The sequence below is a fragment of the Lentzea albidocapillata genome, from assembly GCF_000719115.1.
Taxonomy (GTDB): Bacteria; Actinomycetota; Actinomycetes; order Mycobacteriales; family Pseudonocardiaceae; genus Lentzea; species Lentzea albidocapillata.
In genome coordinates this window covers 314,480-340,706 of the sequence record NZ_JOEA01000001.1, presented here as the reverse complement: position 1 = coordinate 340,706, position 26,227 = coordinate 314,480, and the positions used below count along the sequence as shown (strand labels likewise).

At 67.8% G+C, this 26,227-nt stretch carries 26 protein-coding genes; 9 read left to right on the top strand and 17 right to left on the bottom strand.

Annotated elements, in window-relative coordinates; genetic code table 11:
- The first annotated feature begins 86 nt into the window (after window positions 1–86).
- Window positions 87–1,088 (top strand): adenosine deaminase, encoded by a 1,002-nt coding sequence (add, locus tag IG04_RS0101815; RefSeq protein ID WP_030474721.1) that lies wholly within the window; start codon window positions 87–89, stop codon window positions 1,086–1,088.
- Window positions 1,085–1,399, top strand: a complete 315-nt coding sequence (gene cutA, locus IG04_RS0101810; protein ID WP_245816384.1) for a divalent-cation tolerance protein CutA — start codon at window positions 1,085–1,087, stop codon at window positions 1,397–1,399. Before add ends, cutA begins: the two co-directional genes overlap by 4 nt.
- On the opposite strand, the gene IG04_RS0101805 is transcribed toward cutA, so the two are convergent.
- Window positions 1,382–3,406, bottom strand: a complete 2,025-nt coding sequence (locus tag IG04_RS0101805) for a helicase domain-containing protein (RefSeq protein ID WP_276326635.1) — start codon at window positions 3,404–3,406, stop codon at window positions 1,382–1,384. The two genes, cutA and IG04_RS0101805, sit on opposite strands and share 18 nt — an antisense overlap.
- 289 nt (window positions 3,407–3,695) lie before the next feature.
- On the opposite strand from IG04_RS0101805, the gene IG04_RS0101800 reads away from it, so the two are divergent.
- From IG04_RS0101800 to lspA, 3 genes are all read left to right on the top strand, one after another.
- The gene (locus IG04_RS0101800; protein ID WP_030474718.1) at window positions 3,696–4,994 is read left to right on the top strand and encodes a 6-phospho-beta-glucosidase; all 1,299 of its coding nucleotides are present in this window, start codon (window positions 3,696–3,698) and stop codon (window positions 4,992–4,994) included.
- Between the two features lie 140 nt (window positions 4,995–5,134).
- Entirely contained in the window at window positions 5,135–5,395 is a 261-nt protein-coding gene (locus IG04_RS0101795) for a hypothetical protein (RefSeq protein ID WP_030474717.1), read from the top strand.
- Window positions 5,396–5,433: 38 nt separating this feature from the next.
- Window positions 5,434–5,919: a signal peptidase II gene (gene lspA, locus IG04_RS0101790; RefSeq protein ID WP_030474716.1), complete on the top strand. Its 486-nt coding sequence runs from the start codon at window positions 5,434–5,436 to the stop codon at window positions 5,917–5,919.
- On the opposite strand, the gene IG04_RS0101785 is transcribed toward lspA, so the two are convergent.
- The 6 genes from IG04_RS0101785 to IG04_RS47585 all read right to left on the bottom strand — a co-directional run bounded on the left by IG04_RS0101785 (window position 5,891) and on the right by IG04_RS47585 (window position 10,521).
- Window positions 5,891–6,520: an endonuclease V gene (locus tag IG04_RS0101785; protein ID WP_051768649.1), complete on the bottom strand. Its 630-nt coding sequence runs from the start codon at window positions 6,518–6,520 to the stop codon at window positions 5,891–5,893. The genes lspA and IG04_RS0101785 overlap by 29 nt on opposite strands.
- Window positions 6,521–6,533: 13 nt before the next feature.
- Window positions 6,534–7,499, bottom strand: a complete 966-nt coding sequence (locus tag IG04_RS0101780; protein WP_030474714.1) for a DUF3500 domain-containing protein — start codon at window positions 7,497–7,499, stop codon at window positions 6,534–6,536.
- Window positions 7,500–7,606: 107 nt separating this feature from the next.
- Window positions 7,607–8,548 (bottom strand): MBL fold metallo-hydrolase, encoded by a 942-nt coding sequence (locus IG04_RS0101775; protein WP_051768647.1) that lies wholly within the window; start codon window positions 8,546–8,548, stop codon window positions 7,607–7,609.
- Window positions 8,549–8,587: 39 nt separating this feature from the next.
- Complete coding sequence (locus IG04_RS0101770; protein WP_030474712.1) at window positions 8,588–9,016, bottom strand: CBS domain-containing protein; 429 nt, start codon at window positions 9,014–9,016, stop codon at window positions 8,588–8,590.
- Window positions 9,017–9,160: 144 nt separating this feature from the next.
- The gene (locus IG04_RS46185; protein ID WP_157512845.1) at window positions 9,161–9,328 is read right to left on the bottom strand and encodes a hypothetical protein; all 168 of its coding nucleotides are present in this window, start codon (window positions 9,326–9,328) and stop codon (window positions 9,161–9,163) included.
- Between the two features lie 209 nt (window positions 9,329–9,537).
- Entirely contained in the window at window positions 9,538–10,521 is a 984-nt protein-coding gene (locus IG04_RS47585; protein WP_144065478.1) for a DUF6923 family protein, read from the bottom strand.
- A gap of 294 nt (window positions 10,522–10,815) precedes the next feature.
- On the opposite strand from IG04_RS47585, the gene IG04_RS0101755 reads away from it, so the two are divergent.
- Window positions 10,816–11,574, top strand: a complete 759-nt coding sequence (locus tag IG04_RS0101755; RefSeq protein ID WP_030474710.1) for a bestrophin-like domain — start codon at window positions 10,816–10,818, stop codon at window positions 11,572–11,574.
- Here the strand turns inward: IG04_RS0101755 and IG04_RS0101750 are convergent.
- From IG04_RS0101750 to IG04_RS0101735, 4 genes are all read right to left on the bottom strand, one after another.
- Window positions 11,571–12,227, bottom strand: a complete 657-nt coding sequence (locus IG04_RS0101750) for an EcsC family protein (protein ID WP_051768691.1) — start codon at window positions 12,225–12,227, stop codon at window positions 11,571–11,573. The genes IG04_RS0101755 and IG04_RS0101750 overlap by 4 nt on opposite strands.
- A gap of 10 nt (window positions 12,228–12,237) precedes the next feature.
- Window positions 12,238–14,766 carry a PEP/pyruvate-binding domain-containing protein gene (locus IG04_RS0101745; RefSeq protein ID WP_030474708.1) on the bottom strand — a complete coding sequence of 843 codons (2,529 nt, stop codon included), beginning with the start codon at window positions 14,764–14,766 and terminating at the stop codon, window positions 12,238–12,240.
- Window positions 14,767–14,848: 82 nt separating this feature from the next.
- Window positions 14,849–15,751, bottom strand: a complete 903-nt coding sequence (locus IG04_RS0101740; RefSeq protein ID WP_030474707.1) for an ADP-ribosylglycohydrolase family protein — start codon at window positions 15,749–15,751, stop codon at window positions 14,849–14,851.
- 97 nt (window positions 15,752–15,848) lie between these two features.
- A complete protein-coding gene (locus IG04_RS0101735) occupies window positions 15,849–16,400 on the bottom strand; it encodes a hypothetical protein (RefSeq protein WP_030474706.1) in 552 nt (183 codons plus the stop codon).
- A 98-nt stretch (window positions 16,401–16,498) separates the two neighbouring features.
- Here IG04_RS0101735 and IG04_RS0101730 point away from each other — a divergent pair, with 98 nt between their 5' ends.
- Complete coding sequence (locus IG04_RS0101730) at window positions 16,499–17,020, top strand: HNH endonuclease (protein ID WP_036013220.1); 522 nt, start codon at window positions 16,499–16,501, stop codon at window positions 17,018–17,020.
- A 28-nt stretch (window positions 17,021–17,048) separates the two neighbouring features.
- On the opposite strand, the gene IG04_RS0101725 is transcribed toward IG04_RS0101730, so the two are convergent.
- From IG04_RS0101725 to IG04_RS0101715, 3 genes are all read right to left on the bottom strand, one after another.
- A complete protein-coding gene (locus IG04_RS0101725; RefSeq protein ID WP_030474704.1) occupies window positions 17,049–19,871 on the bottom strand; it encodes a vitamin B12-dependent ribonucleotide reductase in 2,823 nt (940 codons plus the stop codon).
- A 64-nt stretch (window positions 19,872–19,935) separates the two neighbouring features.
- A complete protein-coding gene (gene nrdR, locus IG04_RS0101720) occupies window positions 19,936–20,406 on the bottom strand; it encodes a transcriptional regulator NrdR (RefSeq protein ID WP_030474703.1) in 471 nt (156 codons plus the stop codon).
- A 259-nt stretch (window positions 20,407–20,665) separates the two neighbouring features.
- The gene (locus IG04_RS0101715; protein WP_030474702.1) at window positions 20,666–20,950 is read right to left on the bottom strand and encodes a hypothetical protein; all 285 of its coding nucleotides are present in this window, start codon (window positions 20,948–20,950) and stop codon (window positions 20,666–20,668) included.
- Window positions 20,951–21,172: 222 nt separating this feature from the next.
- Here IG04_RS0101715 and lexA point away from each other — a divergent pair, with 222 nt between their 5' ends.
- Complete coding sequence (lexA, locus tag IG04_RS0101710; RefSeq protein WP_051768689.1) at window positions 21,173–21,850, top strand: transcriptional repressor LexA; 678 nt, start codon at window positions 21,173–21,175, stop codon at window positions 21,848–21,850.
- Here the strand turns inward: lexA and IG04_RS0101705 are convergent.
- Window positions 21,834–22,574 (bottom strand): GbsR/MarR family transcriptional regulator, encoded by a 741-nt coding sequence (locus IG04_RS0101705; protein WP_030474700.1) that lies wholly within the window; start codon window positions 22,572–22,574, stop codon window positions 21,834–21,836. The two genes, lexA and IG04_RS0101705, sit on opposite strands and share 17 nt — an antisense overlap.
- Before the next feature lie 110 nt (window positions 22,575–22,684).
- On the opposite strand from IG04_RS0101705, the gene IG04_RS0101700 reads away from it, so the two are divergent.
- On the top strand, window positions 22,685–23,803 hold the full coding sequence (locus IG04_RS0101700; RefSeq protein WP_245816386.1) for a cytochrome P450: 1,119 nt from the start codon (window positions 22,685–22,687) through the stop codon (window positions 23,801–23,803).
- A gap of 3 nt (window positions 23,804–23,806) precedes the next feature.
- Here IG04_RS0101700 and IG04_RS42185 read toward each other — a convergent pair whose 3' ends face one another.
- Both IG04_RS42185 and hflX read right to left on the bottom strand, forming a co-directional pair.
- Window positions 23,807–24,757, bottom strand: a complete 951-nt coding sequence (locus IG04_RS42185) for an SdiA-regulated/phytase-like domain-containing protein (RefSeq protein WP_144065479.1) — start codon at window positions 24,755–24,757, stop codon at window positions 23,807–23,809.
- The gene (gene hflX, locus IG04_RS0101690) at window positions 24,754–26,214 is read right to left on the bottom strand and encodes a GTPase HflX (RefSeq protein ID WP_030474697.1); all 1,461 of its coding nucleotides are present in this window, start codon (window positions 26,212–26,214) and stop codon (window positions 24,754–24,756) included. The genes IG04_RS42185 and hflX overlap by 4 nt, the downstream gene beginning before the upstream one ends.
- Window positions 26,215–26,227 lie beyond the last annotated feature (13 nt).

Here is a 26,227-nt window from a genome sequence, read left to right as displayed (position 1 = left end):
CCAGAGACAGGGATCGCCCTGCACCCTCTCCTTTGACTGCAAGACATGTCACCCGTCGAACGGCCCTTGACCTGAGAGCATGGACCGTGCACATTTCCGACTTCGTCCACGCGTTGCCGAAGGCCGAACTGCACGTCCACCTCGTGGGCGCGGCCTCCGTCGACACCGTTCTCGCGCTCGCGCGCAACCACCCAGGCGGGCGAGTACCGACCGGCGAGGCCGCTTTGCGGAAGTTCTACGAGTTCAGGGACTTCCGCCACTTCATCACCGTGTACGGCATTGTCAACGACCTCGTCACCACCGGCGAGGACGTCCGCACGCTCATCGTTGGATACGCGCGTGACGCCGCACGAACCAATATCCGATACGCAGAGCTGACGATCAGCGCGACCAGCCACCTGCGGGCGGGGATCGCACCCGACGAACTCGTCGAGGCGTTGAAGGCAGGCCGCGACGAGGCGCTCGCCGTGCACGGTGTGACGCTGCAGTGGATCTTCGACGTTCCCGGCACCTGGGACGGTGACTGGGGCATGACGAGCGCTCGGTTCGCGACCGAGTACCAGCCGGAGGGGCTGGTCGGGTTCGGGCTGGGCGGATTCGAGTCGGACTCGCCGAGGACGAAGTTCCGCGAGGCGTTCGCGATGGCACGCGACGCCGGGCTGCACATGGTGCCGCACGCCGGTGAGACGACGCCGCCCAGCGAGATCTGGGCCGCGCTGCGCGACCTGCGTGCCGAACGAATCGGGCACGGCGTCAGCGCGGTGCAGGACCCGGACCTGGTGCGGCATCTCGCCGACGAGGGCGTCGTGGTGGAGGTGTGCCCGACGTCGAACATCCGCACGGGTGCGGTGATGTCGCTGGACCAGCATCCGTTGCCGCGGCTCGTGGAGGCCGGCGTGCCGGTGGCGATCAGCACCGACGACCCCGGCATGTTCCACACTGATCTCGACCGCGAGTACCTGCTGTGCCACGAGCGGTTCGGGTTCGGCCGCGACGAACTCGCCGGCCTCGCACGGGCGGGCGTGCGGGCGTCGTACGCGCCCGCCGAACTGAAGGACCTGCTGCTGAAGGAGATCAACGCCCTGTGAACGATGCGAGCGTGGTGACGACGACGGTCGACTCCGCCGGGGCTGCCGAGGCCCTGGCGAGAGGCATCGTCGAGGCGCGGCTTGGCGCGTGCGTGCAGATCGTGCCGATCCGCAGCGTCTACCGGTGGGACGGCGAGGTGCGCGTCGACGACGAATGGCAGTGCGTCGTGAAGACGTCTGCCATCCGCGTGGACGAACTGGTCGCGCACATCAAGGCGAATCACAACTACGAGGTGCCAGAGGTCGTCGTCACCCCCGTGGTCGGGGGCAACGACGACTACCTCACATGGGTCTCAGAGGAGACCTCGTAGGTGACGTGGCAACGGCTCGGTGTGCAGGACGCCGAGCCGTTGCGTCGCCCTCGTCAGCGCCACGTACAGCTCGCTGGGCGACATGCGTTGAGGTTCGACGACGAGGACGACGTCGAACTCCAGGCCCTTCGCCGCTCGTGGCGGCATCCAGCCTTCGCCGATGACGGCGATCGTGCGTTCGTTGCACGCATCGGCGTGCGCGTCGAGTTCGTCGCGTACGGCCGCCGATATATCAGTTACGCGGCGGGCCCACGGCCGTACTCCGGCCTTGCGCACCGACACCGGCGCCGAAGCGTCGGGGTCGACGAGCTTCAGGACCGGGGTGGCGATGGCCATGATCTCGCCGGGGGTGCGGTAGTTGACCTCCAGCCTGCGGTAGGTGAAGCGGTCGAACACCGATCCCCAGCTTCGGACGCCGCCCGCGGCCTGGCGCTGGGCCAGGTCTCCGACGACGGTCATGGACCTGTTCGGGCACCGGCGCAGGAGCACACGCCAGTCCATCGCGGACAGTTCCTGTGCCTCGTCCACGACGAGGTGACCAAAGGTCCACGTGCGGTCGTCGGCGGCGCGTTCGGCGAGGGTGCGCTGGTCGCGGACCTCGTGCCGGGCGGCCAGCATCTCGGCGTTGACGAAGTCCGTGACGATGTACTCGTCGGAGTCCGCGCGCCTGTCGATCGACAGGACGTCCATGACGCCGCGCGCGTACTCGAGCTGTTCCTCCTCTTCTCTCCTCGCCGCGCGCTCCGCGGCTCCGTCGGACCCGAGCAGGTCGGCGAGCTCGTCCAGCAACGGCACGTCGGAGACCGTCCACGCTCCGGCATCGGGCCGGTGCAGTTCCGGTGCGCCGATCCGGAAGCAGCGGCCGCCGTACAGGTCGGCGAGCAACTGTTCCGGTGTGAGCAGCGGCCACAGCCTGTCGACGGCGGCGCGCAACGCGGGGCTGCGGCGGAGTTCGTGGCGGACGTCCTCCTCGATCTCCGGCCAGTCGACGCCGATCAGCCGCATCGCCGGCGCGACGAGTTCCTCGGCGAGCGCGAGGAAGAAGTACTTGCGCGCGGCGTTGTGCGGCAGCCCGTAATAGCGCGTCTTCTCCCGCGCGACGGCGGCGACGTGCGCGTCGAGCGGGACGACGACGTCCTCCAGCTCGATCTCGATGGGCTCGTCGGGAAGTTCCTGCCGGTCGGCGACGGCGACGGCCAGCAGATCCAGAACTGATATATCGCCTTTCAGCCGTTGCAACGCCGGGGTGTCCTCGACGTCGGTGACGATGCCGGGATACAGCTCGCCGGGTGTCGCGAACACGACGTCGGTCTCCCCCAGCGACGGCAGGACGTCGCCGACGTAGTGGAGGAAGCCGGTGTTCGGGCCGACGATCAGCACTCCGTGGCGCGACAGGCGTTCACGGCGCGTATACAGCAGGTATGCCACTCGATGCAGGGCCACGGCGGTCTTGCCCGTGCCCGGACCACCTTCGATCACCAGCACGCTGGGGCCCGAGTAGCGGATGATCTCGTCCTGCTCGGCCTGGATGGTCGAGACGATGTCGCGCATCGTCGCGGTCCGCGGCGCGTTGAGGGCGTCGAGCAGTGCGGTCGCGTCGGTCAGCAGTTCGTCGTCGTGGAAGTCGCACAGCTCCCGGTCACGAACACGGAAGTGCCGCCGCAGTACGACACCTTCCGGGTTCGCGGCGGTCGCCGTGTAGAACGGACGCGCCGCGGGCGCTCGCCAGTCCAGCAGCAACGGTTCGAAGTCGTCGTCGAACAGCCCGACTCGTCCGATGTAGGTGCAGTCGCCCTTCTCCGAGTCGATGCGGCCGAAGCACAGCCCTGCCTCCGCCGCGCGGTACTTCCCCACTTCCCTGGTCAGCACCTCGACGGCGGCCTCGCGGTCCAGTCGCGGGGTGACGGCGTCCCGCAGCGCGGCCGCAAGGTCGGCGGCCGCTTTGTTCCGTTCTTTGTCGAGCCTTTCATACAGAGAGGTGATTCGTGCCTGTTCGCTCGCCAACACCTTGCCCCCTGTGATACAATCTTTCTATCGCCACGGAAAATTCATTCCGTAAATCCAAAGCCATTCTTTATATCACACTTCAGTCGTGCGCGGCACCCTTTGCGAGAGCCCGCGACAAAGGCGATCGGCCTGGTCAGCGGGCTCGACCAGTGGTCACAGGCTCTACATCCGCCCGCCAGCGGTTCGACTGCCGAACGTCCGGTAATTCGTCGTCGACCGCATCTGGAAATGTAGGCTTCAGCGAAGCGGCCACCACTGCGGAAGAGGCCTGAATGGATGTGGTGAAGGCATGAAGCTGGTCATCCTGGGCGGGGGCGGCTTCCGCGTGCCGCTCGTCTATCGCGCGTTGCTCGCCGATCGCTCGCCCGGTCGCGTGACGGAGGTCGTGCTGCACGATCTTGACGCTGCCCGGTTGTCCGCGATCGGAGGCGTTCTCGCCGAACTCGCGACTGATATATCGGATGCGCCGACCGTGACGGCGTCGACCGACCTCGACGAGGCGTTGCGCGGGGCGGACTTCGTGTTCTCCGCCATCCGCGTCGGTGGGCTCGACGGGCGCGCGGCCGACGAGAGCGTCGCGGCGGGCTGCGGTGTGCTCGGGCAGGAGACAGTCGGCGCAGGCGGCGTTGCATACGGTCTGCGTACCGTGCCCGTCGCGCTCGACATCGCGCGCCGTATATCCGTGCACGCGCCGGACGCATGGGTCATCAACTTCACGAATCCCGCCGGCATGGTCACCGAGGCGATGGCGGCACACCTCGGCAGTCGCGTCATCGGCATCTGCGACTCACCCGTCGGCCTCGGCAAGCGGGTCGTGCGGGCGGTCGGCGCCGATCTCGCGGACGCGTGGCTCGACTACGCCGGCCTCAATCATCTCGGCTGGCTGCGGGGTGTCCACGTGCACGGGCGGGACGTGCTGCCGGATCTGCTCGCGGACACCGAGCGGCTCGAGTCGTTCGAGGAGGGCAAGCTCTTCGGCTCGGAGTGGCTGCGGGCGTTGGGTGCCATTCCGAACGAGTACCTGCACTACTACTACTTCACACGTGAGGCAGTGGAGTCCGGCGTGTCGCGCGGGGCGTTCCTCCTGGAACAGCAGAAGCGGTTCTACTCGGCTCCTTCGTGGAAGAGCTGGGAGCAGACCCGTCTCGAACGCGAGCAGACGTACATGGCCGAGACCCGCGAGGACGAGCGCGACAGCGACGACCTCGACGGCGGAGGTTACGAGCGGGTCGCCCTCGACCTGATGCACGCCATCGCGTCCGACAATCGAGCCACCTTGATCCTCAACGTGCCCAACAAGACGACGTTGGCGTGTCTGGACGCGGACGCCATCATCGAGGTGCCGAGCCTTGTCGACGCGAACGGCGCGCGGCCCGTCTCGGTCAGCCAGGTGCCGGACGAGGGCGTCGGACTCGTGACCGCGCTCAAGGTCGTCGAACGCGCCACCATCAAGGCCGCCATCAGCGGTGAGCGCGCACATGCGGTGAAAGCGTTGGCGCTGCATCCGCTCGTCGACTCCGTGAGCATCGCCCGCAAGATCGTCGACGCGCATCCGCTCCTGTCCGGAGTCTTCCGCGCTACGTGCTGAGGTCGTGGACACCAACCTGCTGTGGCAGCTCAACGGCGATGTCTGGCACCCGTTCCGGCACGCCTTCGCGCGGCTGGATGCACCGGCTTTCCTGGGCCTGCACTCGCCGGAGCTGATCCGCGCGCGGCCCGGCGAAGCAGGTGCTCGGGTTCGCCGAGTTCGCGGGCCAGACGGAGAAGTGGTTCGGCGAGCTCGCTGACCGAGGCAGCTCGGTGATCATGGATGGCGACGGGCGCACGTTCTATGGCCGCTTCCACACATATTCGCGACGCACGGACGAACGGTGGCGCATCTGCGTCGACTACGACACGGACGAGCGATCAGCGACGCTGGACGAGGAGTTTCACGCGGCGATCGACGTTGACGACGTCGAAGCGTTTCACGAAGTGACGAGGGTCTGATGCCGAGTGGTGGTGTTCTTAACTACGCTCGTCCGCAAATGGACACCACCACCTCTCGCCGCGTGCCGCTCGTCATGGGCATCGCCGTGCCCGTGCTGCTGCTGGACCAGGCCACGAAGTTCTGGGCCGAGAGCGCGCTGACCGGCCGCGCGCCCATTCCCGTGCTCGGGGAGTTCCTGCAGCTCAGGCTCCTCTACAACCCCGGTGCCGCGTTCTCGATCGGCGCGGGGTCGACGTGGATCTTCACCATCGTCGCGGCCGTCGCGGTCGTACTGCTCGCGCGGTACGGCATGCAGCCGCAGACGAGGCTGCGGGCGTCCGCGCTCGCGTTGATGCTGGGCGGTGCGACGACACACCTGCTCGACCGGCTGTTCCGGCCGCCGGGCTTCGCGCGCGGGCACGTCGTCGACTTCCTCGACTACAACGGCTGGTTCGTCGGCAACGTCGCGGACATCGCGCTGGTCTGCGGCGCGATCCTGCTCGTGCTGCTGAGCTTCACCCCGACGAAGCAACCTGCCGAGTGAGCGTGTCGGCGCGGCGGGTCGTCTCGGGCAGCCGGTAGCGCGGGGCCAGACGCAGCACTTCGGCGCACGCACGGTCCAAGTCGATCTTGTGGCCGACCGACACGAAGACTGGCTTCACGCCGTCCTGCGTGCGCAGGGCCCTGCCGACGACCTCGTCGCCGTCGTCACCGTCCATGACAAGGTCGCTCATCGACCCGCGGGCGTGGCCGGGCTGCTCGAACGTGCCCATCGGGTTCTTCGCGACACCGATGCTCGGGATGCCCGTGTGCACACCGAGATGGCACGCCAGACCGAACCGGCGGGGATGCGCGAGGCCCTGACCGTCCGCGACCAACAGGTCGGGCGCGACGGTCACCTGATCGAGGGCTCGCAGCAGGACTGGCATCTCGCGGAACGCGAACAGCCCGGCGATGTAGGGAAAGTCCGTCGTGTCCTCGACCACCACCTCGTCGAGGACGACCAGCGTCTTTGCATCGAACACCACGCAGACGCCCGCAACCGAGTCATTGCTACGGTAGCCGACGTCCAAGCCTGCGACGGTGTCTATGCGCAGGTCAGGGGCACTTGTGGTGATCACCTGGCTGCGCAGGCGTTCTTGCATCGCGACAGCGTCGTCAACCGTTCTGGGCCACTCCACGGACGACAGTGTGCCGTGACTCGTCGTAGTGGGCGGCGAGCAGGTCGTCGCCGAAGTCACCTGAATGGCGACGCCAGACCGTGTGGACGTGGTTGGCCTCGTTGGCCGTGTTGTCGTACTCGATGAGCAGGTCCGGACCCTGGACGCGGTAGTAGTGGCCTTCGCCTCGGCGTAGCGAGCCTTCCCACGAGAAGTGCAGGCGCTCCGGGTCGATCCGGGCGAACTCCTCGTCGGCCAGTTCGTAGGAGAGCCGGTCGAGGTAGAAGCGGACGATGTCGACGAGCAGCTCCGCAGCGGGTTTGCCGAGTTGGGCCGGCGTCACGCCGATCGGTTCGGACGGGTTGATTCGCGGCGAGTTGCCGCTGCGGATGTCGTCGGGAGCGGTGTCCGAGACGACGGCCAGGCGGCGGGCGGTCGGGCCCATCCGGTCCAGGAGTTCGCGGGCGAGTTCCTCTTCCAGTCGCAGTGGCTGACCTACGACACGGCCGCGGTAGGTGACGCGGGCCGGGTTCGCGCCCAGGAAGAACGGTGTCGCCGAGACGCGGCCGTCGGCGACGACGACGTTCACCGACAGGTGGTGTCCTTCGACGCGCCAACCCCACGGGTCGTCGCCGCCGGGCGTGCCGAAGAGCACCGTCCAGAAGTCGCCGTTGTGCCGATCGCGGGTCCCGCCTTCGCGGTCGTCGAGCACGTCTTCCAATGCCATCACCGCTGCTGCCTGCGCATAAGCGTGTGGGCTGAGCACGGTCGCAAGCATGCCGTGCACGGCCTTGCGCTGGTTTCGCTGAAGCTCACCTAGCGCGAGTCCGGGGCGTGTACCGGGCGTATACGCCCAGCGGTGCCTCAGGTCGTCGTCGGTGACCGCACGAATCGCGTGTTCGCGCTGGTCAGCGGCGAGCAAACTAATATATCGGTGCGTGGCGTCGGCGACGTCGTGCAGCATGATTCGAACTTATAGGCCTTGAGGTCGTGAAGCAGCAGGTAGCGGGTTCTGGCCACGCGGCCGAGGTGCGTCGTCGACAGCCATGAGCCGCAATATATTGGTTGGCGTCAGGCGTGGCAGGCGATGGGGCCGCCGTGCAGCTCCATCATGTCCATCCACACGCGAGGCAGTTCGAGGCGTTCGGAGAGCGGCTTGCCGTCGAGCTCGTGGTAGGCACGGTGGAGGTTGCCGACCAGGCGTTCGGACTCCTGCCACGACGAGAAGCGCGACTCTCCCGCCTCCCGGACGGCTTCCATCGGGGTCTTGCCGGAGGCGTGGCCGGACGTGGCCAGTTCCGAGAGGTAGGTCGTGTAGGCGACCAGGTCGTCGAGAACACGAGCGATCTCGGGACCCCGCAGTAGCGGACCGTGGCCGGGGACGACCACGTCGGCGTCGAACGAACGCAGGAACTCGAGTGCTGACAGGTAGCCGTGGATGCTGCCCTCGGCGAGGAACGGCTGGCCGCCCGCGAAGACCAGGTCGCCGGTGAACAGGACGCGCTCGGCCGGGAGCCACGCGACGGTGTCGCCGCGGGTGTGCGCCGGTCCGGGGTGGTGCAGTTCGACCACGCGCGTGCCCAGGTGCAGCGTCAGCGAGGTGCTGTAGGTGAGCGACGGCGGGCGGACCTCGATGTGGCCGTAGTCCGGGCCGGTCAGGACCTGCGCGGCGAGCAGGCCGGCGGCGAGCACCTCTTCGCGGCATGCCTCGTGGCCGACGATCACGGTCGAGGGCGGCACGAGCCAGTTGCCGAAGGTGTGGTCACCGTGGTGGTGGGTGTTGATCACGTAGCTCGGGGCTGCGGGACACACCGACGTCACCGAGGCGAGCAACGCGCGATTGCGTGCCTCGGTGGACGTGGTGTCCACGAGCAGCAGCGTGTCGTCCGAGCCGACGACGACGCCGGTGTTGTTGATCATCCAGGACCCGTCGGGCTGGATGTAGGCGTGGACCCCTGGTGCGACCTCCACCAGTTCCGGGAGGAGTTCGGGCCGGTCAGGAGAAGGTTTCACCCGATCCAGCGTACTGAGGGGTTCCGTGTCCGCCGCCGGTCAGCCTTGGGCGATGTAGGCCTGCAGCTGGTCCTGCGATTGCTCGAGCTGTCCGATCCGGCTCTTCACCACGTCGCCGATGCTGACGATCCCGACCAGTTGCCCGTCGGACAGCACGGGTACGTGGCGGAAGCGCCGCTCGGTCATCACGACCGTGAGGCTGTCCACCGTGTCCGACGGCGAACAGGTGAAGACGTCGGCGGTCATGATCGCCGACACGGGTGAAGACAGCAGGCTGACACCGACCTCGTGCAGCCGGCGCACCACGTCGCGCTCCGACACGATCCCCGCCACGCCGGAAGAACCGACGACGACGATCGCGCCGATGTTGTGTTCGGCGAGCGCTCTGAGCAGTTCGGACACCGGTACGTCCGGGTCGATTGTCGCGACCGCCGATCCCTTGGTCCGCAAAACGTCAGCGATCCTCACCTGGCGCCTCCGATCCTGTCGGTCCGGTAGCAACTCAGGCTAGATCGGATTCGGACAGAACGGGAGGCCAAGCCCACGAAGGGAGCAGAGGACGTGACCGTTCGGCCACGTCCTCTGCTGGTGTCGCGCCCGGTTCGGCGTCGGCTACGCGGATCCTCCGCGGCGACGGGTCGCGAACTGGCGCGGATGGACCATCGGCACACGCTGCTGCGGCAGCTGGAAATGCGAGTTCTGGTCCTGCTTGCCCCGCTTCTGCGCACGTCGCGCAGCACGGTTGCCCGGCTCGGGCTGGGGTTGGGTGGTGTCAGGCATGCGAAAGCCTCCTCGCGAAGAGGGCGTGCAAAGGGCACGGCGAAAGACGGCCGTGAGAGATGGACCCGCGCATGGGTCACCGGAGACGCGCGCGACGACGAGGTCGCGAAGGGGCAGCGTCGAGAGCGCTGCGGGGCTTCATCAGATGAAGAGCATGTCCGCAACGTTAGCGACGCTGCCGCCTGGTGCCAACCGAATTAAGCCGAGTTCTAACCCCGGGTCCGTGCGGCGGCCGCGCCGGCGCCGAGCATCACGAGGATGACGGTGACCATCGCCCACTTGCGGGACTTGGTCATCGGCGTGGTCTCAGGGTCGAGCGGAAGATCCTTGCGGGGCTCGGGCCTCTGACGTGCGGCACGCACCGGCACGGGTTGCTGCGGCGGAACGGGCGGCGGCGTGGCCGTGGTGGGCGAAGGCGGCGGCACGACCGGTGCGGGCGCCGGAGCCGGGGTCGGCGCGAGAGGAGCGGGCGGCGGCGGGGGCGGCGGCACCTCGGGGCGGGGTGCGGGAGGTTCGACGCGCGGCGGCATCGGGTTCGGCAGGCAGCCCGCCGCGTCGATCATGCCCATCTGCGGGCCAGTCGAGAGTTCGGTGGCCGTAGTGCCCGTGACGCGGTAGACGCGGCTGTGGCCCTTGTAGCCGTTGTTGATGGCGTAGACCGTGCCGGCAGCGTCGATCAGCACGGCGCCGTACGTGGACCTGCCGGGCAGGTTGGCGATCTCCGCCTTGCTCAGCACCCGCCCGGTCGCCGGGTCGAACGACACGACCTCACCCGGCCCCCAGCCCGCGGCCGACACCCCGGTCAGCTTCCCGCTCGACGGATCGACGGCGAAGTCGTCGAGCGTCAGGGCGGGCCAGTCCAGCACCACGGTGCGCACGATCTTGAGATACGACGGGCTCTCCGGGTCGATGTCGATGGCGTGCAGCCGGGCGTGGTCGCGCACATAGAACGTGGTGCCGACGACCGCGCCCGCCGACACGTCGTCGGTGCGGAACCAGTGTGCGTCAACGGGTCCGAGGTCGTTGACCACTCCCTTGGTGTCGATCAGCACGACGTGCGACGGGTTTTTCCACCAGCGGTGGCCCTTGGACGTAAGTCCAACCAGACGGCCCAGCGCCGACGAGTACCCCAGTGCGTTCACCGCGTAGTCCAGGCGGGCCACTTCCGCCACTCCACCGGATGACGCGTCCACTTTGGTGAACGTCGAGAAGTCTCCACGATGGGATGAACGTACTTGATAAGCGTCACAGTTCGGCGGCGCGGTTTGAGCAACGGCGCTGGTGAACGGCGTGGAAAGCACCAACAGCGACGAGACCGCGCTCAACGCGAGCGAATCCCGCCGCCACCGGTATGGAGTAACCCAATACGACAACCGGGTATTTGTGCTGTTGCCGAGCATTCCCACCTGACCATTACTCGTTAACCAGACCTTGCTGTACCGGTCACAGTAGACCGTGGTCTAATCCCACACCAGAAAGGAGCCGAATTGAGCATTTACCTCAGCGGCACGCTCTGGGTTCTCGGTGCCGCCGCCATCTCCGCCGTTCTCGTCGTCATCACCCGCCGGTTCGGCTCGGCGGAAGTGAACGAGAAAAACCTCGGCGCGGGCGGGTCGGTGTTCAGCATCGTCGCCGGCCTGCACGCGGTTCTCGCCGCGTTCATCCTCATCTCCCTGTTCGACTCGGCGAACGGCGCCGAGGAACAGGTGCAGAAGGAGGCCAACGCGCTGGTCGCCGTCACCTGGTCGTCGGACTCCCTGCCCGAGCCCGCGAAGTCGAAGGTCGACCAGCTGATCCGCGACTACGTGTCGACCGTCGTCGACGACGAATGGGCCCGCATGCGTGAGGGCGAAGAGGTCGGCAACCAGGGCTGGACCACGTTGAACCAGCTCAGGGAAACGATCTCGACGGCGGCGCCCGACGGCGGCTGGCAGGAGGACCGCAAGGCCGAGGCGGCGAACCAGTTGTGGGAGGTCTACCAGGCCAGGCAGGAAAGGCTGGACGCGGCGGACAACGGGGTCAACCCGGTCGTGTGGCTCGCGCTGCTGATCGGCACCGGTCTCTCGCTGCTGTTCCCGTACCTGTTCGGCGGGCCGACCCTGACCTCGCAGCTGCTGATCACGATCACGCTGAGCTCGACGCTCGTCCTGCTGCTGTTCGCGATCTACCAGTTGCAGAACCCGTTCAGCGGCGGTGTGCTCATCCCGCCGGACGCGTTCAGTTCCGCGCTGGACCGGCTGAGCTAACGCGGATCGGTCGTTCCGTCCGCTTCCTCGATCTGGACGGACAGCACCTCGCCGTCGATGAACTTCGGCAATGCGTCCGTGTGAGTGAAGTAACGATTCGCGAATGCGCCGACCGCCCTGGTGGACGCGGCGTCGACGCCACCGCCGATGACGCCGCCCAGCAGCGGAACGCCCTTCGCCACGACGGTGCCGATTTTCTTTGTACCGTATTTTGTGATAAGTGCCGACGCTGCCTTCTTGGTGAACTGCTTGATGCCGACTTTCTTGAACAGCTCGGTTCCGGCATTGCCGAGAAGGCACAGCAGGATGGCCATCTGCACCTCATCGCTGTCCACGTCGTGGCCTCGCAGCGACGCGATGGACGCGATGAGGTGCGTCTGGATGACGTAGGTGGCCGCGACGTTGGACGGCAGCGAGATCGGCAGCGTGATCAGGCCGCCGAGGTTCGTGATGAAGCCCTGCGCGCCCGCCAGCGCCACGTGCGTGCGGACGAGGTGCTTGATCGCGTCGGTCTCGTCGCCCTTCTTGACGAGGGCGTCGGACGCCGCCTCGCGGGCGCTCTTGAACGGCCCGAAGCCGTCGACGCCGGCGCGCAGCAGGTAGTCGGCGATGCCCTGCTGGGCCTTGTTCAGCTCACCCTTGGACTCAGCCACGAACCCGACATTACGCGTCCGGCCCACGCTCTGAGAGCTCAACCGGCGACTCCAGCGTGGTCACTGCGCCCGTGCTGCCGTCCACGGTGATCCGCTCGCCGGTCCTGATCCGCGTCACGGCCTCGCGCACCCCCACGACCGCCGGAATGCCGTACTCCCGCGCCACGACCGCGCCGTGCGAGTTCGCGCCGCCCATCTCCATCACGAGGCCGCCCGCCGTCAGGAACAGCGGCGTCCAACCAGGGTCCGTCGACGGCGCCACGAGAATCTCGCCCGGTTCGAGGTGCGCGCCGACCGGGTCCATGACGACGCGCGCGATGCCGGTGATGATGCCCGCCGACGCCGGTGTGCCGACGAGGTCGCCCTCCGCGGGGGCGCCGTGGTGCACGGCTTCGGGTTCCGTGCCGTCCGACAGCAGCACGCGCGGGATGTGCCTGCGTCGCATCTCGCGGCCGTAGACCTCGCGGCGCCCGGCCACGATCGGACGCAGATCTCCTTGCGGGGAGCGCATTTCCTCGAAGTTCAGGAAGAACACGTCGTCCGCGACGTCCAGCTGACCGGCCGCGACGAGTTCGGCACCGACGCCGGCGACGCGCTTCCGCAACGCGCCGAACAACGTGATGATCAGGTACTTCGGGTACTCCCGCAGGCCGGCGAGCATCCTGGTGCGGCGCAACGCGAAGCGCACGAACCAGCCGCGGCCTCGGGCGCGGCGGGCGAGCGTGTCGATCATCGCATCGGCTTCGGCGGCACCGCGTGCGAAGACCGCGTCGGGGTGGCCCTGGTCTCCTTCCAGGCGCAGGAAGTTCTTGATGACGCCGATGACGTGCGCCGGGTCGTCGGACCACCGCGGCAGGCCCAGGTCGATCTCGGCGACGGCGCGGTGGCCCCACCGCGCGAGGAAGCGGTCGAGCACAGCCGGGCGTTCGCCGTTCTGGAACTGCCGCAGCGCGACGGGATCGTGCCGGATCTCCTGCGCGAGATCCCACATCGCCATGTCCATCTCGGTGGTGATGTTGTTCGGCAGGCCGCGCAGCACGGTCTGCAACTCCCCCGGCCCGGTCCTCACGATCTTGCCGACCAGGCCGAGCATCGCGAACCCGACCAGCGCGGTCGGCGCGAGGCGGGGCAGCACCGGCACGACACACTGCTGCAGCGCCTGCTCGATCGAGAGTGTCGCGGACTTCTCCAGGATCTCGCGTTCCAACCGCAACGCGTCGCGCACGGCCTTTTCGGGGTTCGCCAGCGCCTTCATCGCCGTCACGGGCACGTGGAAGCGGCGGGCCAGCCTGAGAACGCGCTTCAACGCGGGCGTCGGCGAGGAGTTCCTGATCGCGAACCTGGGGTCGTCGAACAGGCCGCGCAACACCTCGGAGGAGCGCGCCTCCATCACACCGAGCAGGCGCGTGACGAACTCGCGACCAACCTTGCTCTGCAACACCTTGGTGACGTCGAAGAAGATGCGCTCGCCGTTCTCCACGTAGGACTTACTCTTCGGATCGCCGATCACGATCTCCAAGGCGGACTTGGATATCTCCCGGAACGCCGCGCGCCCCATCGGCGTGATCGGGCGTTCGAGCCCCTGCGCGAGGCTGAAACAGAAGTAGGCGTGCGCGTTGCCGTCCGGGTTGTCCGGCAACGGGAACAGCGTCGTGATCGGCCGCGCCTGGGTGAGGTGCAGCTCCCCGTCGTCGTCGATCGCCCACTCGATGTCCTGCGGCGAGCCGTAGTGCCGCTGCACCTTGCGGCCGAGGACGGCGAGCCCGTGGATCTGCCCGTCGGTGAGGCACTGGTCGCCGCTCTCGCCGACCTCGACGTGTTCGGTGCCGCCTCCCGGCAGCGAGCGAACGACGAGTTTCTTGTCCCCCAGTCGTTTCTCGGCGATCTCACTGCCGTCGACGACGAAGTGGTCGGGGTTGACGGCGCCGGACACCACGGCCTCGCCGAGACCGGGGCTCGCGTCGATGACGATCTGGTCGCGGGTGCCGGTGACCGGGTTCGCCGTGAACATCACGCCGGACACCGCGGACTGCACCATCCGTTGCACGACAACGGCCAGGTAGGTCGCGGTGTGGTCGATGCCGTTGGTGTCGCGGTAGCTGACCGCGCGGTCCGTCCACAGCGACGCCCAGCACCGGCGCACGGCATCGACGACCTCGTCCTCGCCGACGACGTTGAGGAACGTGTCCTGCTGGCCCGCGAAGCTCGCGAACGGCAGGTCCTCGGCCGTCGCGCTGGACCGCACCGCGACCGGGACGCCGAGGCCGCCACCGTCGCCGAGTTCGCGGTACTCGGCGACGATCGCGTCCCGGATCTCCTGCGGCACAGCGGTTTCCAGCAGCGTCCTGCGGGCGTTCTCCGGAGTGGTGCTCGCGAGTTCGCCGGCCCGCGCGACGGCGCGGTAGGCGTCGGTGGTGACGCAGAAACCCTGCGGCACCGGGAAGCCGGCCCTGGTGAGCTCGCCGAGGTTCGCGGCCTTGCCGCCCACGGTGGTGAGCATCGTGCCGTCGATGGACTTGAAGCCGATGGTGAGCGTCATGGTCACCCCTCCAGGTTCCGCCTGAAGAGGAGGCTACGAGCATCCGGCCAAAAACTCAACACGTGATGAATAAATCACGCCGTCAGGATGAAATCTCCTGATCAGAGCGCTCAACCCAGTCCGGGAGGGGCTCGCGCTCACGCCGCCACTCCTCCGGCGCGCTCGCGACGATGCCGCCGACGATCGCGGCCGTCGTGTCGGCGTCACCACCCGCCCTCACGCACGCCGTGATGGCGGCGCGGTAGTCGTCGAGGTGGTGAGCAGCGACCCAGAGGGTGAACGGCACGGTGTCCTGCGCCGTCACCCGCGAGCCGTTGCCGAGGACGTACGCGGCCTCTTCGACGTTGCCGATCTTGCGCGCCTTGTCGATCCCCTTGCGCACGAACGAGTCCTCGAGGTGCTCGAGCACCGTCCCGAGCAAATCTTGCGGCGGTGTGCCCGTCAGCCGCGCTTTGGCCGCGACGGCCGCCGCGTGTGCCACCGCGAGGCCGCCCATGATGCCCTCAGGATGCTGGTGCGTCACCTCGCTGGCCCGGATCGCTTGCGCCGTAACGGTTCGTGGGTCGTCGGCGAAGTACGCGCCCAGAGGTGCGATCCGCATCGCCGCCCCGTTGCCGCACGAGCCTTGACCGTCGAACGCGCTGGAGGCCGCCTCTTTCCACGGCGTGCCTTGGCGAATCTTGCGCAGGATGGTGAAAGCCCCTGCGCCGTAACCGCGATTGGGCTCGCACCGATCGGCGAACGTCGCCGCGAGCCGGGTTCGGTCGACGTCGCCGTGGTCACGGAGCTCGGCGACGAGGTTGCAGGCCATTTCGGTGTCGTCGGTCCACTCCCACGGACCCCGTGGCGGCTTGCCGGCCACGAGGTCGGGCAACGAGCGGCCGACCATGAAGAACTGAGCGCCCAGAGCGTCGCCGACGGAGAGCCCGTCGAGCGAGGCGTATGCGAGGTCCAGGCGCGCACGAGTGTGCAGAACTATGCGCATCACCTGCGATTTTACCGGTTCGGCCTGCCCTGGGCACCTGGATTTGGACGGTGTTCCACGTGGGCCGCGCACCGGCACACGCCGTTGATCGAGGAGTTCATCGGGACAGCCCGGCAGGCGTGAAGACGAAGCTGTCGCGGAAGCCACCTTCACCACGCCGCGTGGCCATCAGCCGCATCTCCGGCATGAAGTGGAAGAACACCAGCGCACCCGACCGGTCCGGGTAGCCGAGCGTCTTCGAGTACTTGGGATTCGTGCCGCCCAGCCACAACGGCGGCTCGCCGTACTCGGCGATCACGTCGTCGAGCAGGCAGTCCCGCTCCCCCAGCACGCCGGGGATCCGGCTGTCGGCGTCGAGCGACAGCCAGCCCTGCCGGTGCGCGAGGTCCGCGTACACCGACGCCATGACGTCCTCGCTGCGGTGCCCGAGCGCCTCGTGCACCGCGCCGCTGACCATCGCCGCGTTCGCCGCGCCGCGCTTGACCAACGCCTCGAGCTCGATCTGCCACCGATCCGTGCGGTCGTCGGCGAACGCCAGCGCGTCGAGCAGGGTGAGGATCACCGCCTCACCGCCGTACATGCCGGGACGCCGGACAGCCGCGTTGAGCTGACCGAGCAGGTACCGGCGTAAGTCGTCGAACGAAGGCATCTCTCCCCCTTAATGCGAGATGTTCTATCAGTTGCGGGTGGGCGAAACGGAATCGCCTTCATGACCGACAGGGGAGGCAACAACTGGGGAAGGTTCACATGAGCGTCAGCAACCGGCAGATCGTCGCGTACTGGGTCGAGCACGAGGTCGAGCTCGTCATCGACTGGAGCACAGCTCACGAACGATGCTGGCGCTGCGGTTACAGGTCCTCACTGAAGCAATGCCCTGTCGTGCCCGCGTCGATGGGCGGCACCGGCGCCGCGGACAACCTAGTGCTGCTGTGCGGACGGTGCGTCGGCGAGGCACCGAGCCACCAGGACCCGCAGTACCTGTGGCGCTGGCTGCGGGCGACGTCCTCCTCGGCCAACGAGACGTACTGGACGTTGCGCGGGTGGGAGGAGTTCGAGGTCATCTTCGGCCGCAAGCCTCTGGAGTGTTTCAAGGAAGCGCCGGTCGACCACCGCTCGTTGGACGCCGAGTGCCGGGCGCTGGCGGCGGACGAGTTCGCGAAGACCGTCGTTCACTTCGGGGAGGGGCGGCTCAACCCGTCGACGATCGCGTGTGTGATCGCGGAGATCGAGAAGAAGCTGGCGGACCGCCACGGCATCGAGTTGCCGTGACGGTCCGCCGTACAGATCTACCAGCGGGTCAGCTGCAGCCGGACGTGCTGCCGCAGCCCTCGCACAGGTAGCACGAGCCGGCCGGACGCATCTTCGTGCCGCAGGTCATGCACAGTGGCGCGTCCGCGGCCTTGCCCAGGTGCAGCTCCAGCAGCTCGGTCGAGCTGCCCACCTGCCTCGGCGCCTCGACTGCGGCCTCGACCTGCTTCGGAGCGGCCTCCACCGATCCGCGCAGACCCTCGAGGTCCACATCGGACGAAGGCGCGCCGTACTCACCGGCCACCTGCGCCGAACGCTCGTCGGCGGTGAAGATGCCGAGCTGCGCGCGCTTGTCGTAGGACAGGTAGTCCAGCGCCAGGCGGCGGAACAGGTAGTCCAGCACCGACGTCGCGATGCGCACGTCCGGGTCGTCGGTCATGCCCGCCGGCTCGAAGCGCAGGTTCTGGAACTTCGAGACGTAGAACTCCAGCGGGATGCCGTACTGCAGGCCCACCGAGATGGACATCGAGAACGCGTCCATCACGCCGGCGAGCGTGGAGCCCTGCTTGCCCAGCTTGACGAAGATCTCGCCCAAGCCGTTGTCCGGGTAGGAACCGGCGTGCAGGTAGCCCTCGGCGCCACCGACCGTGAACGACACCGTCTGCGACGGGCGCTTCTTCGGCAGGCGCTTGCGGACCGGGCGGTACTCGACGACCGTCTCGGTCTTGGCCTCGGCGCCCTTGTTCGCGCCCTTGCCGGCGGACAGCGGCTGGCCGACCTTGCAGTTGTCGCGGTAGATCGCGAGCGCCTTCAGGCCGAGCTTCCAGCCCTGGTAGTAGATCTCCTCGACTTCCTCGACGGTCGCCGCCTCCGGCATGTTGACCGTCTTGGAGATCGCACCGGACAGGAACGGCTGCGTGGCCGCCATCATCCGCACGTGGCCCATGGGCGCGATGGAACGCTCGCCCATGGCGCAGTCGAAGACCTCGTAGTGCTCGCGGCGCAGGCCCGGAGCGTCGACGACGTGGCCGTGCTCGCCGATGAACTCGACGATCGCCTCGATCTGCTCGTCCTGGTAGCCCAGCGACTTCAGGGCGCGCGGCACCGTCTGGTTGACGATCTGCATCGAGCCGCCGCCAACGAGCTTCTTGAACTTGACCAGGGCCAGGTCCGGCTCGATACCGGTGGTGTCGCAGTCCATCATCAGGCCGATGGTGCCGGTGGGGGCCAGCACGGACGCCTGGGCGTTGCGCCAGCCGTTCTTCGCGCCGATCTCCAGCGACTGCTGCCACGCCTCGGTCGCGACCTTGTGCGTGGCGGCGTCGTTTCCGCCGTAGGTGCGGATCAGATCGTTGGCGGCGGCGTGCTTGCGCATGACGCGCTGGTGGGCCGTGGCGTTGCGCTTGTAGCCGTCGTACGCGCCGACCATGCCCGCGAGCTCAGCGGAACGGCGGTACGAGACACCGGTCATCAGCGAGGTGATGGTCGCGGCGAGCGCGCGGCCGCCCTCGGAGTCGTACGCGTGGCCGGTGGCCATGAGCAGCGCGCCGAGGTTGGCGTAGCCGATGCCGAGCTGGCGGAACTTGCGGGTGGTGTCCGCGATCGGCTCGGTCGGGAAGTCCGCGAAGCAGATCGAGATGTCCATCGCGGTGATGATCAGCTCGACGGCCTTGGCGAACGTGACGGCGTCGAAGCGGCCGTCGTCACCGAGGAACTTCATCAGGTTCAGCGACGCGAGGTTGCAGCTCGAGTTGTCGAGGTGCATGTACTCGGAACACGGGTTGGACGCGGTGATGCGGCCCGACTCGGGGCAGGTGTGCCAGTCGTTGATCGTGTCGTCGTACTGGATGCCGGGGTCGGCGCAGGCCCACGCCGCCTGGGCGAGCTTGCCGAACAGCGACTTGGCGTCGACGCGCTCGATGACCTCACCGGTCTGACGCGCGCGCAGGCCGAAGTCGCCGCCGCTCTCGTAGGCGTGCATGAACTCGTCCGACACGCGGATCGAGTTGTTCGCGTTCTGGTACTGCACCGACACGATGTCCGCGCCGCCGAGGTCCATGTCGAACCCGGCGTCGCGCAGCGCGCGGATCTTGTTCTCTTCCTTCGCCTTGGTCTCGATGAACTCCTCGACGTCCGGGTGGTCGACGTCGAGGACGACCATCTTGGCCGCGCGGCGGGTGGCGCCACCGGACTTGATGGTGCCCGCGGACGCGTCGGCGCCACGCATGAACGACACCGGGCCCGAGGCGGTGCCGCCGGAGGACAGCAGCTCCTTCGACGAACGGATGCGCGAGAGGTTCAGGCCGGCACCGGAGCCGCCCTTGAAGATCAGGCCCTCCTCGCGGTACCAGTTGAGGATCGACTCCATCGTGTCGTCGACCGCGAGGATGAAGCACGCGCTGACCTGCTGCGGCGAGGTCGTGCCGACGTTGAACCACACCGGCGAGTTGAAGCTGAACACCTGGTGCAGAAGCATGTAGGTGAGCTCGTGCTCGAAGATCTCGGCGTCCTGCTCGCCCACGAAGTAGCCATGTTCCTTGCCGGCGCCCACATAGGTCTTCACGACGCGGTCGATCAGCTGACGCAGCGACTGCTCGCGCTTCTCACTGCCGACGGCACCGCGGAAGTACTTGCTGGTGACGATGTTCGTGGCGTTCACCGACCAGAACTCGGGGAACTCGACACCGCGCTGCTCGAAGTTCACCGAGCCGTCGCGCCAGTTCGTCATGACGACGTCGCGGCGCTCCCACGTGACCTCGTCATAGGGGTGGCGGCCTTCGGTGGTGTAGACGCGCTGGATCTTCAGCGCGGCAGGCTTGGCAGCCGCCCGTGCGGCTGTCTTCTTGGCTGAGCCGCCGACGGTCTCGGTCACGGTGGATCTCCCTCGTACTGGTGCTTAGAAAGATGGTGGTTGCGCGCGCTTGGGCGCACGCGGATCACTGCTCGGCCGGTGAGTCCTCGGCGCGGGCAGTACGAAGATCAAGGATTTCCTTCTCGAAGTCCTCTACCGACGAGAAGGAGCGATACACGCTCGCGAAGCGCAGATAAGCGACCTCGTCGAGTTCACGCAGGGGGCCGAGAATGGCGAGGCCCACCTCGTGACTGGCGATTTCCGCGCATCCGGTCGACCGGATCGACTCTTCCACCCGCTGGGCGAGTTGCTGGAACGCGTCCTCGTCGACCGGGCGGCCCTGACACGCCCTGCGCACGCCGACGACCACCTTGTCGCGGCTGAACGGCTCCGTCACCCCGGAGCGCTTGACCACGGCGAGAACCGCTTCTTCGACCGTGGTGAACCTGCGGCTGCAGCTGTTGCAGGAGCGGCGACGACGGATCACCTGTCCCTCGTCGACTTCACGGGAGTCGACCACCCGTGAGTCCGAATGACGGCAGAACGGACACCGCACGCCACTTCCCCCTTCTCAGCGCAGCACCTATCCCAGCAGCCTCACTGGTCGGGTTACCCACAACCTGTGGACTACTTACGACGGTGTAACCACTAGATGTAGGGGTTGAACCTAGATCGCAGCGGACGGCAACGCAACTCGACACACCACTCGAACGGGGGAACGTTGTGCCGATCAGCGGCGATTACGCAAAAAAACCCGCCGGTGACGGAGCGTTCACGTCACGGCGGGCACCGAAACACAAGATGTAGGGGCAGGCCTACGGGCTGACCCCCGCCTGCTGTAGGTAGAGCACGCCGAGCGCGACCACCGTCAGTGCGCTCAGGACACCGACCGCGATGAGTTCGAACAGCGACTCGCGCTTCGGCCGGACCTCACACGAGCTCGACTCGCGCGACGAGGGCACCACGAGTGGACGCGGCTTGGTCGCCGGCCTGCGCGGCATGACACGAGGACCCGAACGGAGTGGACGTCCCGCTGCGACGTCCGCGTCTTCGACTACCCGCATCCGCTTCTCGACGAGCACCGCCATCACGACCTCCATCGCAGGTCAGCCACCATGATCGAACAGGGGTTCGATCGAACGTCCGTGCGAATTTCTACCAGACCCGCCGCCCTGACGCCACAACACGCGCCCAAATACCTCGAACAGGTGTTTGATCTGTGCAGCAAACACGACTACCGTCGACCACGAAGATCGACGGAGGCCGGAATCCCATTCGAACTGGGGGCGGCGAGGAGGACAGCGACCGTGGCAGGCAAGACGATCGAGCCGGACCCAGCTCTTGTGGGTGCAGCGGTGAGTGAGATCGCGGGAAACGCCGGCCTGACTTTGCGTCAGCGCAAAGTGCTCGACGTGATTCGCGATTGGGTCGACCGATTCGGTTACCCGCCGAGCGTGCGTGAAATCGGTGAGGCCGTGGGCCTGACGTCGACCTCGTCGGTCGCGTACCAGCTGCGCGCGCTGGAGCGAAAGGGCTACCTGCGCCGCGACCCGAACCGCCCGCGCGCGGTCGGGATGCTGCCCAACGAGATCGACGCGGGCCTCGACCCGATGTCCAAGCCGACGCCCGCGTACGTGCCGATGCTCGGCCGGATCGCGGCCGGTGGCCCGATCCTGGCCGAGGAGTCGATCGAGGACGTGTTCCCGCTGCCGCGCGAGATCGTCGGCGAGGGCGAGCTGTTCCTGCTGCGCGTCGTCGGTGACTCGATGATCGACGCCGCGATCACCGACGGCGACTGGGTCGTGATCCGCAAGCAGCCCACCGCCGACCAGGGCGAGATCGTCGCCGCCATGATCGACGGCGAGGCGACCGTGAAGACGTTCAAGCGCAAGGACGGCCACGTGTGGCTGATGCCGCACAACACGGCCTACCAGCCGATCAACGGCGACGAGGCCACCATCCTCGGCAAGGTCGTGACGGTGCTCAGGCGTCTCCCGTAGTTTCCCCGCGGGCCCGCTTCTTCTTCTCGAAGAAGTCGAGCCACTTGTCCCTGGTGGCTTCCATGTCCACCACGACGAACGCGAAGAACTGGCCCATGTCCTTGAGGCGGGCTCCGACCGGGGTGCCGAGACCGAAGATCTCGGCACCATCCAGTCCTGTCTGCGCCCAGATCGAGTTGCGCTGGGCGCTCGACAGCCATGCCCGGTACCAGAGGTCGTCGCCCAGGAAGTAGCGCATGCGCTTGCCGTCGCGTTCCGCGTGCAGCAGGTCCAGTTCCTGCAGGTAGGCGGTCGACCGCGAGACCGTTCCCGGGCTCACCGACAGCCGCAGCACGAGTTCCGTCGCGGACAGGCTGCCCCGGTCGGTCATGAAGATCTCCGCGAGGATCCGCGCCGCTGTACGCGTGAGCCCGGTCTGCCGGAAGACCGCGACCAGCCTCAGGTGGAACTCCTGCACCTGCGCCGGACTCCGGTCGAACGAGTACGCCTCCTCGTCGACGTCGAGGTCGTCGACAGCGGGCATCCGGCGCATGGCTCGTTCGCTCGCCGCACGGTGCGCGGCGCCCGGCCGGTAACTGTTGTGGCCGCCGTTGCGGGCCACCTCGCGCTGGATCGTGGAGGCAGGCCTTTGCAACCGCCTCCCGATTTCGGAGTACCCCAGCCCGTCCCAGAGGAACTGGGCGATGAGCTGCCGTTCTTCTTCGTCTAGCCGCTTACCAGGCACGACACCATGGTGCCTTGCGCTTCAAGCCATTGCAATGAGTCTTTTGACTTCGTCCGCAAACGTTTTTAGCTTGCAGGTAGAGGAAAGATCCTCGTTGCAAGGGGGAGACAATGCCACTGAGTCCGATGACGTACCCGGACGGGCACGTCGGCTGGCGGGCGCACGATCACGCGACTGTGCGCGCGGTGCTCGCGGACGACCGGTTCAGCATCCGGCCGGATCTGATGCACAACCCCTTCGGGCCGGGCAGCCCTGGGGACGCGCCGCCGTCGCCGCCCGGTGCGTTCACCGATCACGACCCGCCGGACCACACCAGGTACCGGAGCAGGCTGACCGGTCAGTTCACGGTGCGGCGGATGCGGCTGCTCACCGAGCGGCTCGAGGTGATCACGGCTGAGCATCTCGACGCGCTGGCCGATCAGGGATCTCCCGCTGATCTGGTCGAGCACTTCGCGGTGCCCGTGCCGGGGCTGATGATCTGCGAGTTGCTCGGCGTTCCGTACGAGCGGCGAACCGAGTTCCAGCAGGACGCGATGGTGCTGACCGGGGCGAGCGGCGCGGAGGCCGACGAGGCCGAGGCGATGTTCGCGGCGTTCGGAAGGCTGCAGGAGTTCATGCTGGAGATGGTCGCGGCCAAGCGTGCTGAGCCGACGGACGACGTGCTGAGCGACCTGGTCCACTCGGAGGCGGGCGGGGCACCGCTCACCGACGACGAGATGGCGGCGATGGGCATGGCGTTGCTCGGGGGTGGGCTCGACACGACCACGAACATGTTGTCGCTCGGCGCGTTGGAACTGCTTCGCGAGCCGGCTCGGGTGGAGGCGATGCTCGCCGATCCCGGTGCGGCCGTCGAGGAGTTACTCCGATATATCAGTTTGACGCCCGCTACGGCGCGTACCGCGTTGGAGGACGTCGAGGTCGACGGCGTCGTCGTGCGCGCGGGCGACACCGTATTCGTCGAACTGGGGTCGGCGAACCGGGATCCGGCACGCTATGCCGATCCGGACGTTCTCGACCTGGCTCGGGGAGCGATCGGGCATCTCGCGTTCGGGCACGGCATCCACCAGTGCATCGGGCAGCACCTCGCGCGGATCGAGTTGAAGATCGCCTTTCCCGGCCTCTTCACCCGGTTCCCGAAGCTGCGGCTGGCCGTTCCCGAGAGCGAGTTGCCGCATCGAGCGAGTGTGGTGATCGGCGGCCTGGAACGGATGCCCGTCGCCTGGGACTGACCGTCAGGCGCGGCGGCGGAGACGCAGGCCGATGACCAGGGCGGCGATCAGCACGATGCCGCCCAGGGTCAGCGCCAGGGGCCAGTTCTGCCAGGACGACGACGCCGGCGGGGCCGCCTCGGACTGGTCTGCGGCGGGCGGTGGCGTCGTGGTCGTCGGCGGGGGTGGCTGGGCCAGGGCCGCGGCGCCCGCGACGGCGCGGATCGGGGTTCCGGCGCCTTCGGAGGCGGAGAGCAGGGTGCCGTCCGGGTCGAAGGCGATGGCCTCGCCCTGGGGTTCGTTCGGCAGCGGAACGCGGACCGGGTCGCCGGACAGGGCCTTCACGACGTCGCCGTCGGGGACCGGGTACAGGTAGGCGTCGGTGTAGGTGCGCAGGGCGATGACGGAGCCGTCGGCGGTCGAGGCGGCTCCGGTCACCAGGCGCGAGTCGAGGGTGCCTTCCAGCGGGCCGCCGGGGGTGTCCGTCGTCGCCAGCGACACGCGTGCGACCTGCTCCAACGGCACCGATATATCAGTTCGGAGCGGGGCCGTCGGGCGATATACCAGTGCGGAACCGAGGGGTTCCTTGGTGATGATGTACGGCGTTCCGGCCTTGTCGATGAACAACGCCTCGGCGTCGTGCTTGCCGTCCGGGTACGTGACGCGGAACCGCTCCACGGCACCTGTTGGCGAGACCTTGTGCAAGGCGACCGTGGAGCGGGACTTGTTGTTGTCGCCGGTGTCGGACGCCCAGAGGGTGCCGTCCGGCGTCATCGCCAGGTCTTCGACGTCGTACGGGTCGACGGGCGCCGTGATCGTGCGCGTCACCACGCAGTCACGGCCCATGACCTGGATGCGCAGCGTGCCGTTGTCGCTGTCGCTGACGGCGAAGAGCTGTTTTCCGTCAGACGTGAGCCCGGAGAGCTCCTGCATGGCTACCGGGCACACGTCCACCGGTGGAGGTGGGAGGATCAAGCAGGCGTCCCGTTCGTCGCGAACTCCTCGAGCACGCCGGCGAGGTCCGGGCGCACGCGGGCGTTGAGCAGCGTGCCCGACTCCGTGTGCTTCTCGGACAGCACTTCGCCGTCGCGGTGCACGCGGGCGACGACCTCGCCGCGCGCGTACGGCACGAGAGCCTCGACCACGACCTCAGGACGTGGCATCAACTCGGCGATGCGGACCCGCAGCTCCTCGATGCCGAGGCCCGAGTTCGCCGACACGAACGACGCGTCCGGGAACAGGTGCCGCAACCGGGCCATGCCCAGGTCGCCCACGGCGTCGATCTTGTTGACGACGAGCAGCTCGCGCGGCATCGGCGTGCCGGACTCGTCGTTGATCTCGGCGAGGACCTCGCGCACGGCCTTGACCTGCTTCTCCGGCATGCCGTCGGCGCCGTCGACCACGTGCACGAGCAGATCGGACTGGCCGACCTCCTCCAGCGTCGAGCGGAACGCCTCGACCAGCTGGTGCGGCAGGTGCCGGACGAAGCCGACCGTGTCCGTCAGCGTGTACGCCAGGCCATCGGGCGTCAGCGCTCGGCGCGTCGTCGGGTCGAGGGTGGCGAACAGCGCGTCCTCCACCAGGACACCGGCGCCCGTCAGCGCGTTGAGCAGCGACGACTTGCCCGCGTTCGTGTAGCCCGCGATCGCGATGCTCGGGATCTCGTTCGCCGTGCGGCGGCCCCGCTTGGTCTCGCGGATGACGCCGATCGCGGCGATCTCGCGGCGCAGCTTGGAGATGCGCGCACGGATCCGGCGACGGTCGGTCTCGATCTTGGTCTCACCGGGACCGCGCAGACCCACACCGCCGTTGCCGCCACCGGCACGACCACCGGCCTGCCGGGACAACGTCTCACCCCAGCCGCGCAGGCGCGGCATCAGGTACTGCAGCTGGGCCAGCTCGACCTGCGCCTTGCCCTCCTTGGACCGCGCGTGCTGCGCGAAGATGTCCAGGATGAGCGCGGTGCGGTCGATGACCTTGACCTTCAGCTTCTCCTCCAGCTGACGCAGCTGGCCGGGAGAGAGCTCACCGTCGCAGATCACCGTGTCCGCGCCGGTCGACTGCACGACGTCACGCAGCTCGGCGACCTTGCCGGAGCCGATGTACGTCGCCGCGTCGGGCTTGTCCCGCCGCTGCACGACGCCTTCGAGCACCTCGGAACCTGCGGTTTCGGCGAGGCGGGCCAGTTCGGCCATCGACGCGTCGGAGTCCGCGGCGGTGCCCTCGGTCCACACCCCGACGAGCACGACCCGCTCCAGGCGGAGCTGCCGGTACTCGACCTCGGTGATGTCCTCGAGCTCGGTGGACAGGCCCGCGACACGACGCAGTGCGGCGCGCTCGACGCGTTCGTAGTCACCTGTGGAGAAGTCCTCCTCTTCCCAGGTGCCGTCGAACTCCGGGTCGAACTCTGTGCTCTGGATGTTTTCCGTCATTTGCCCTTCATCG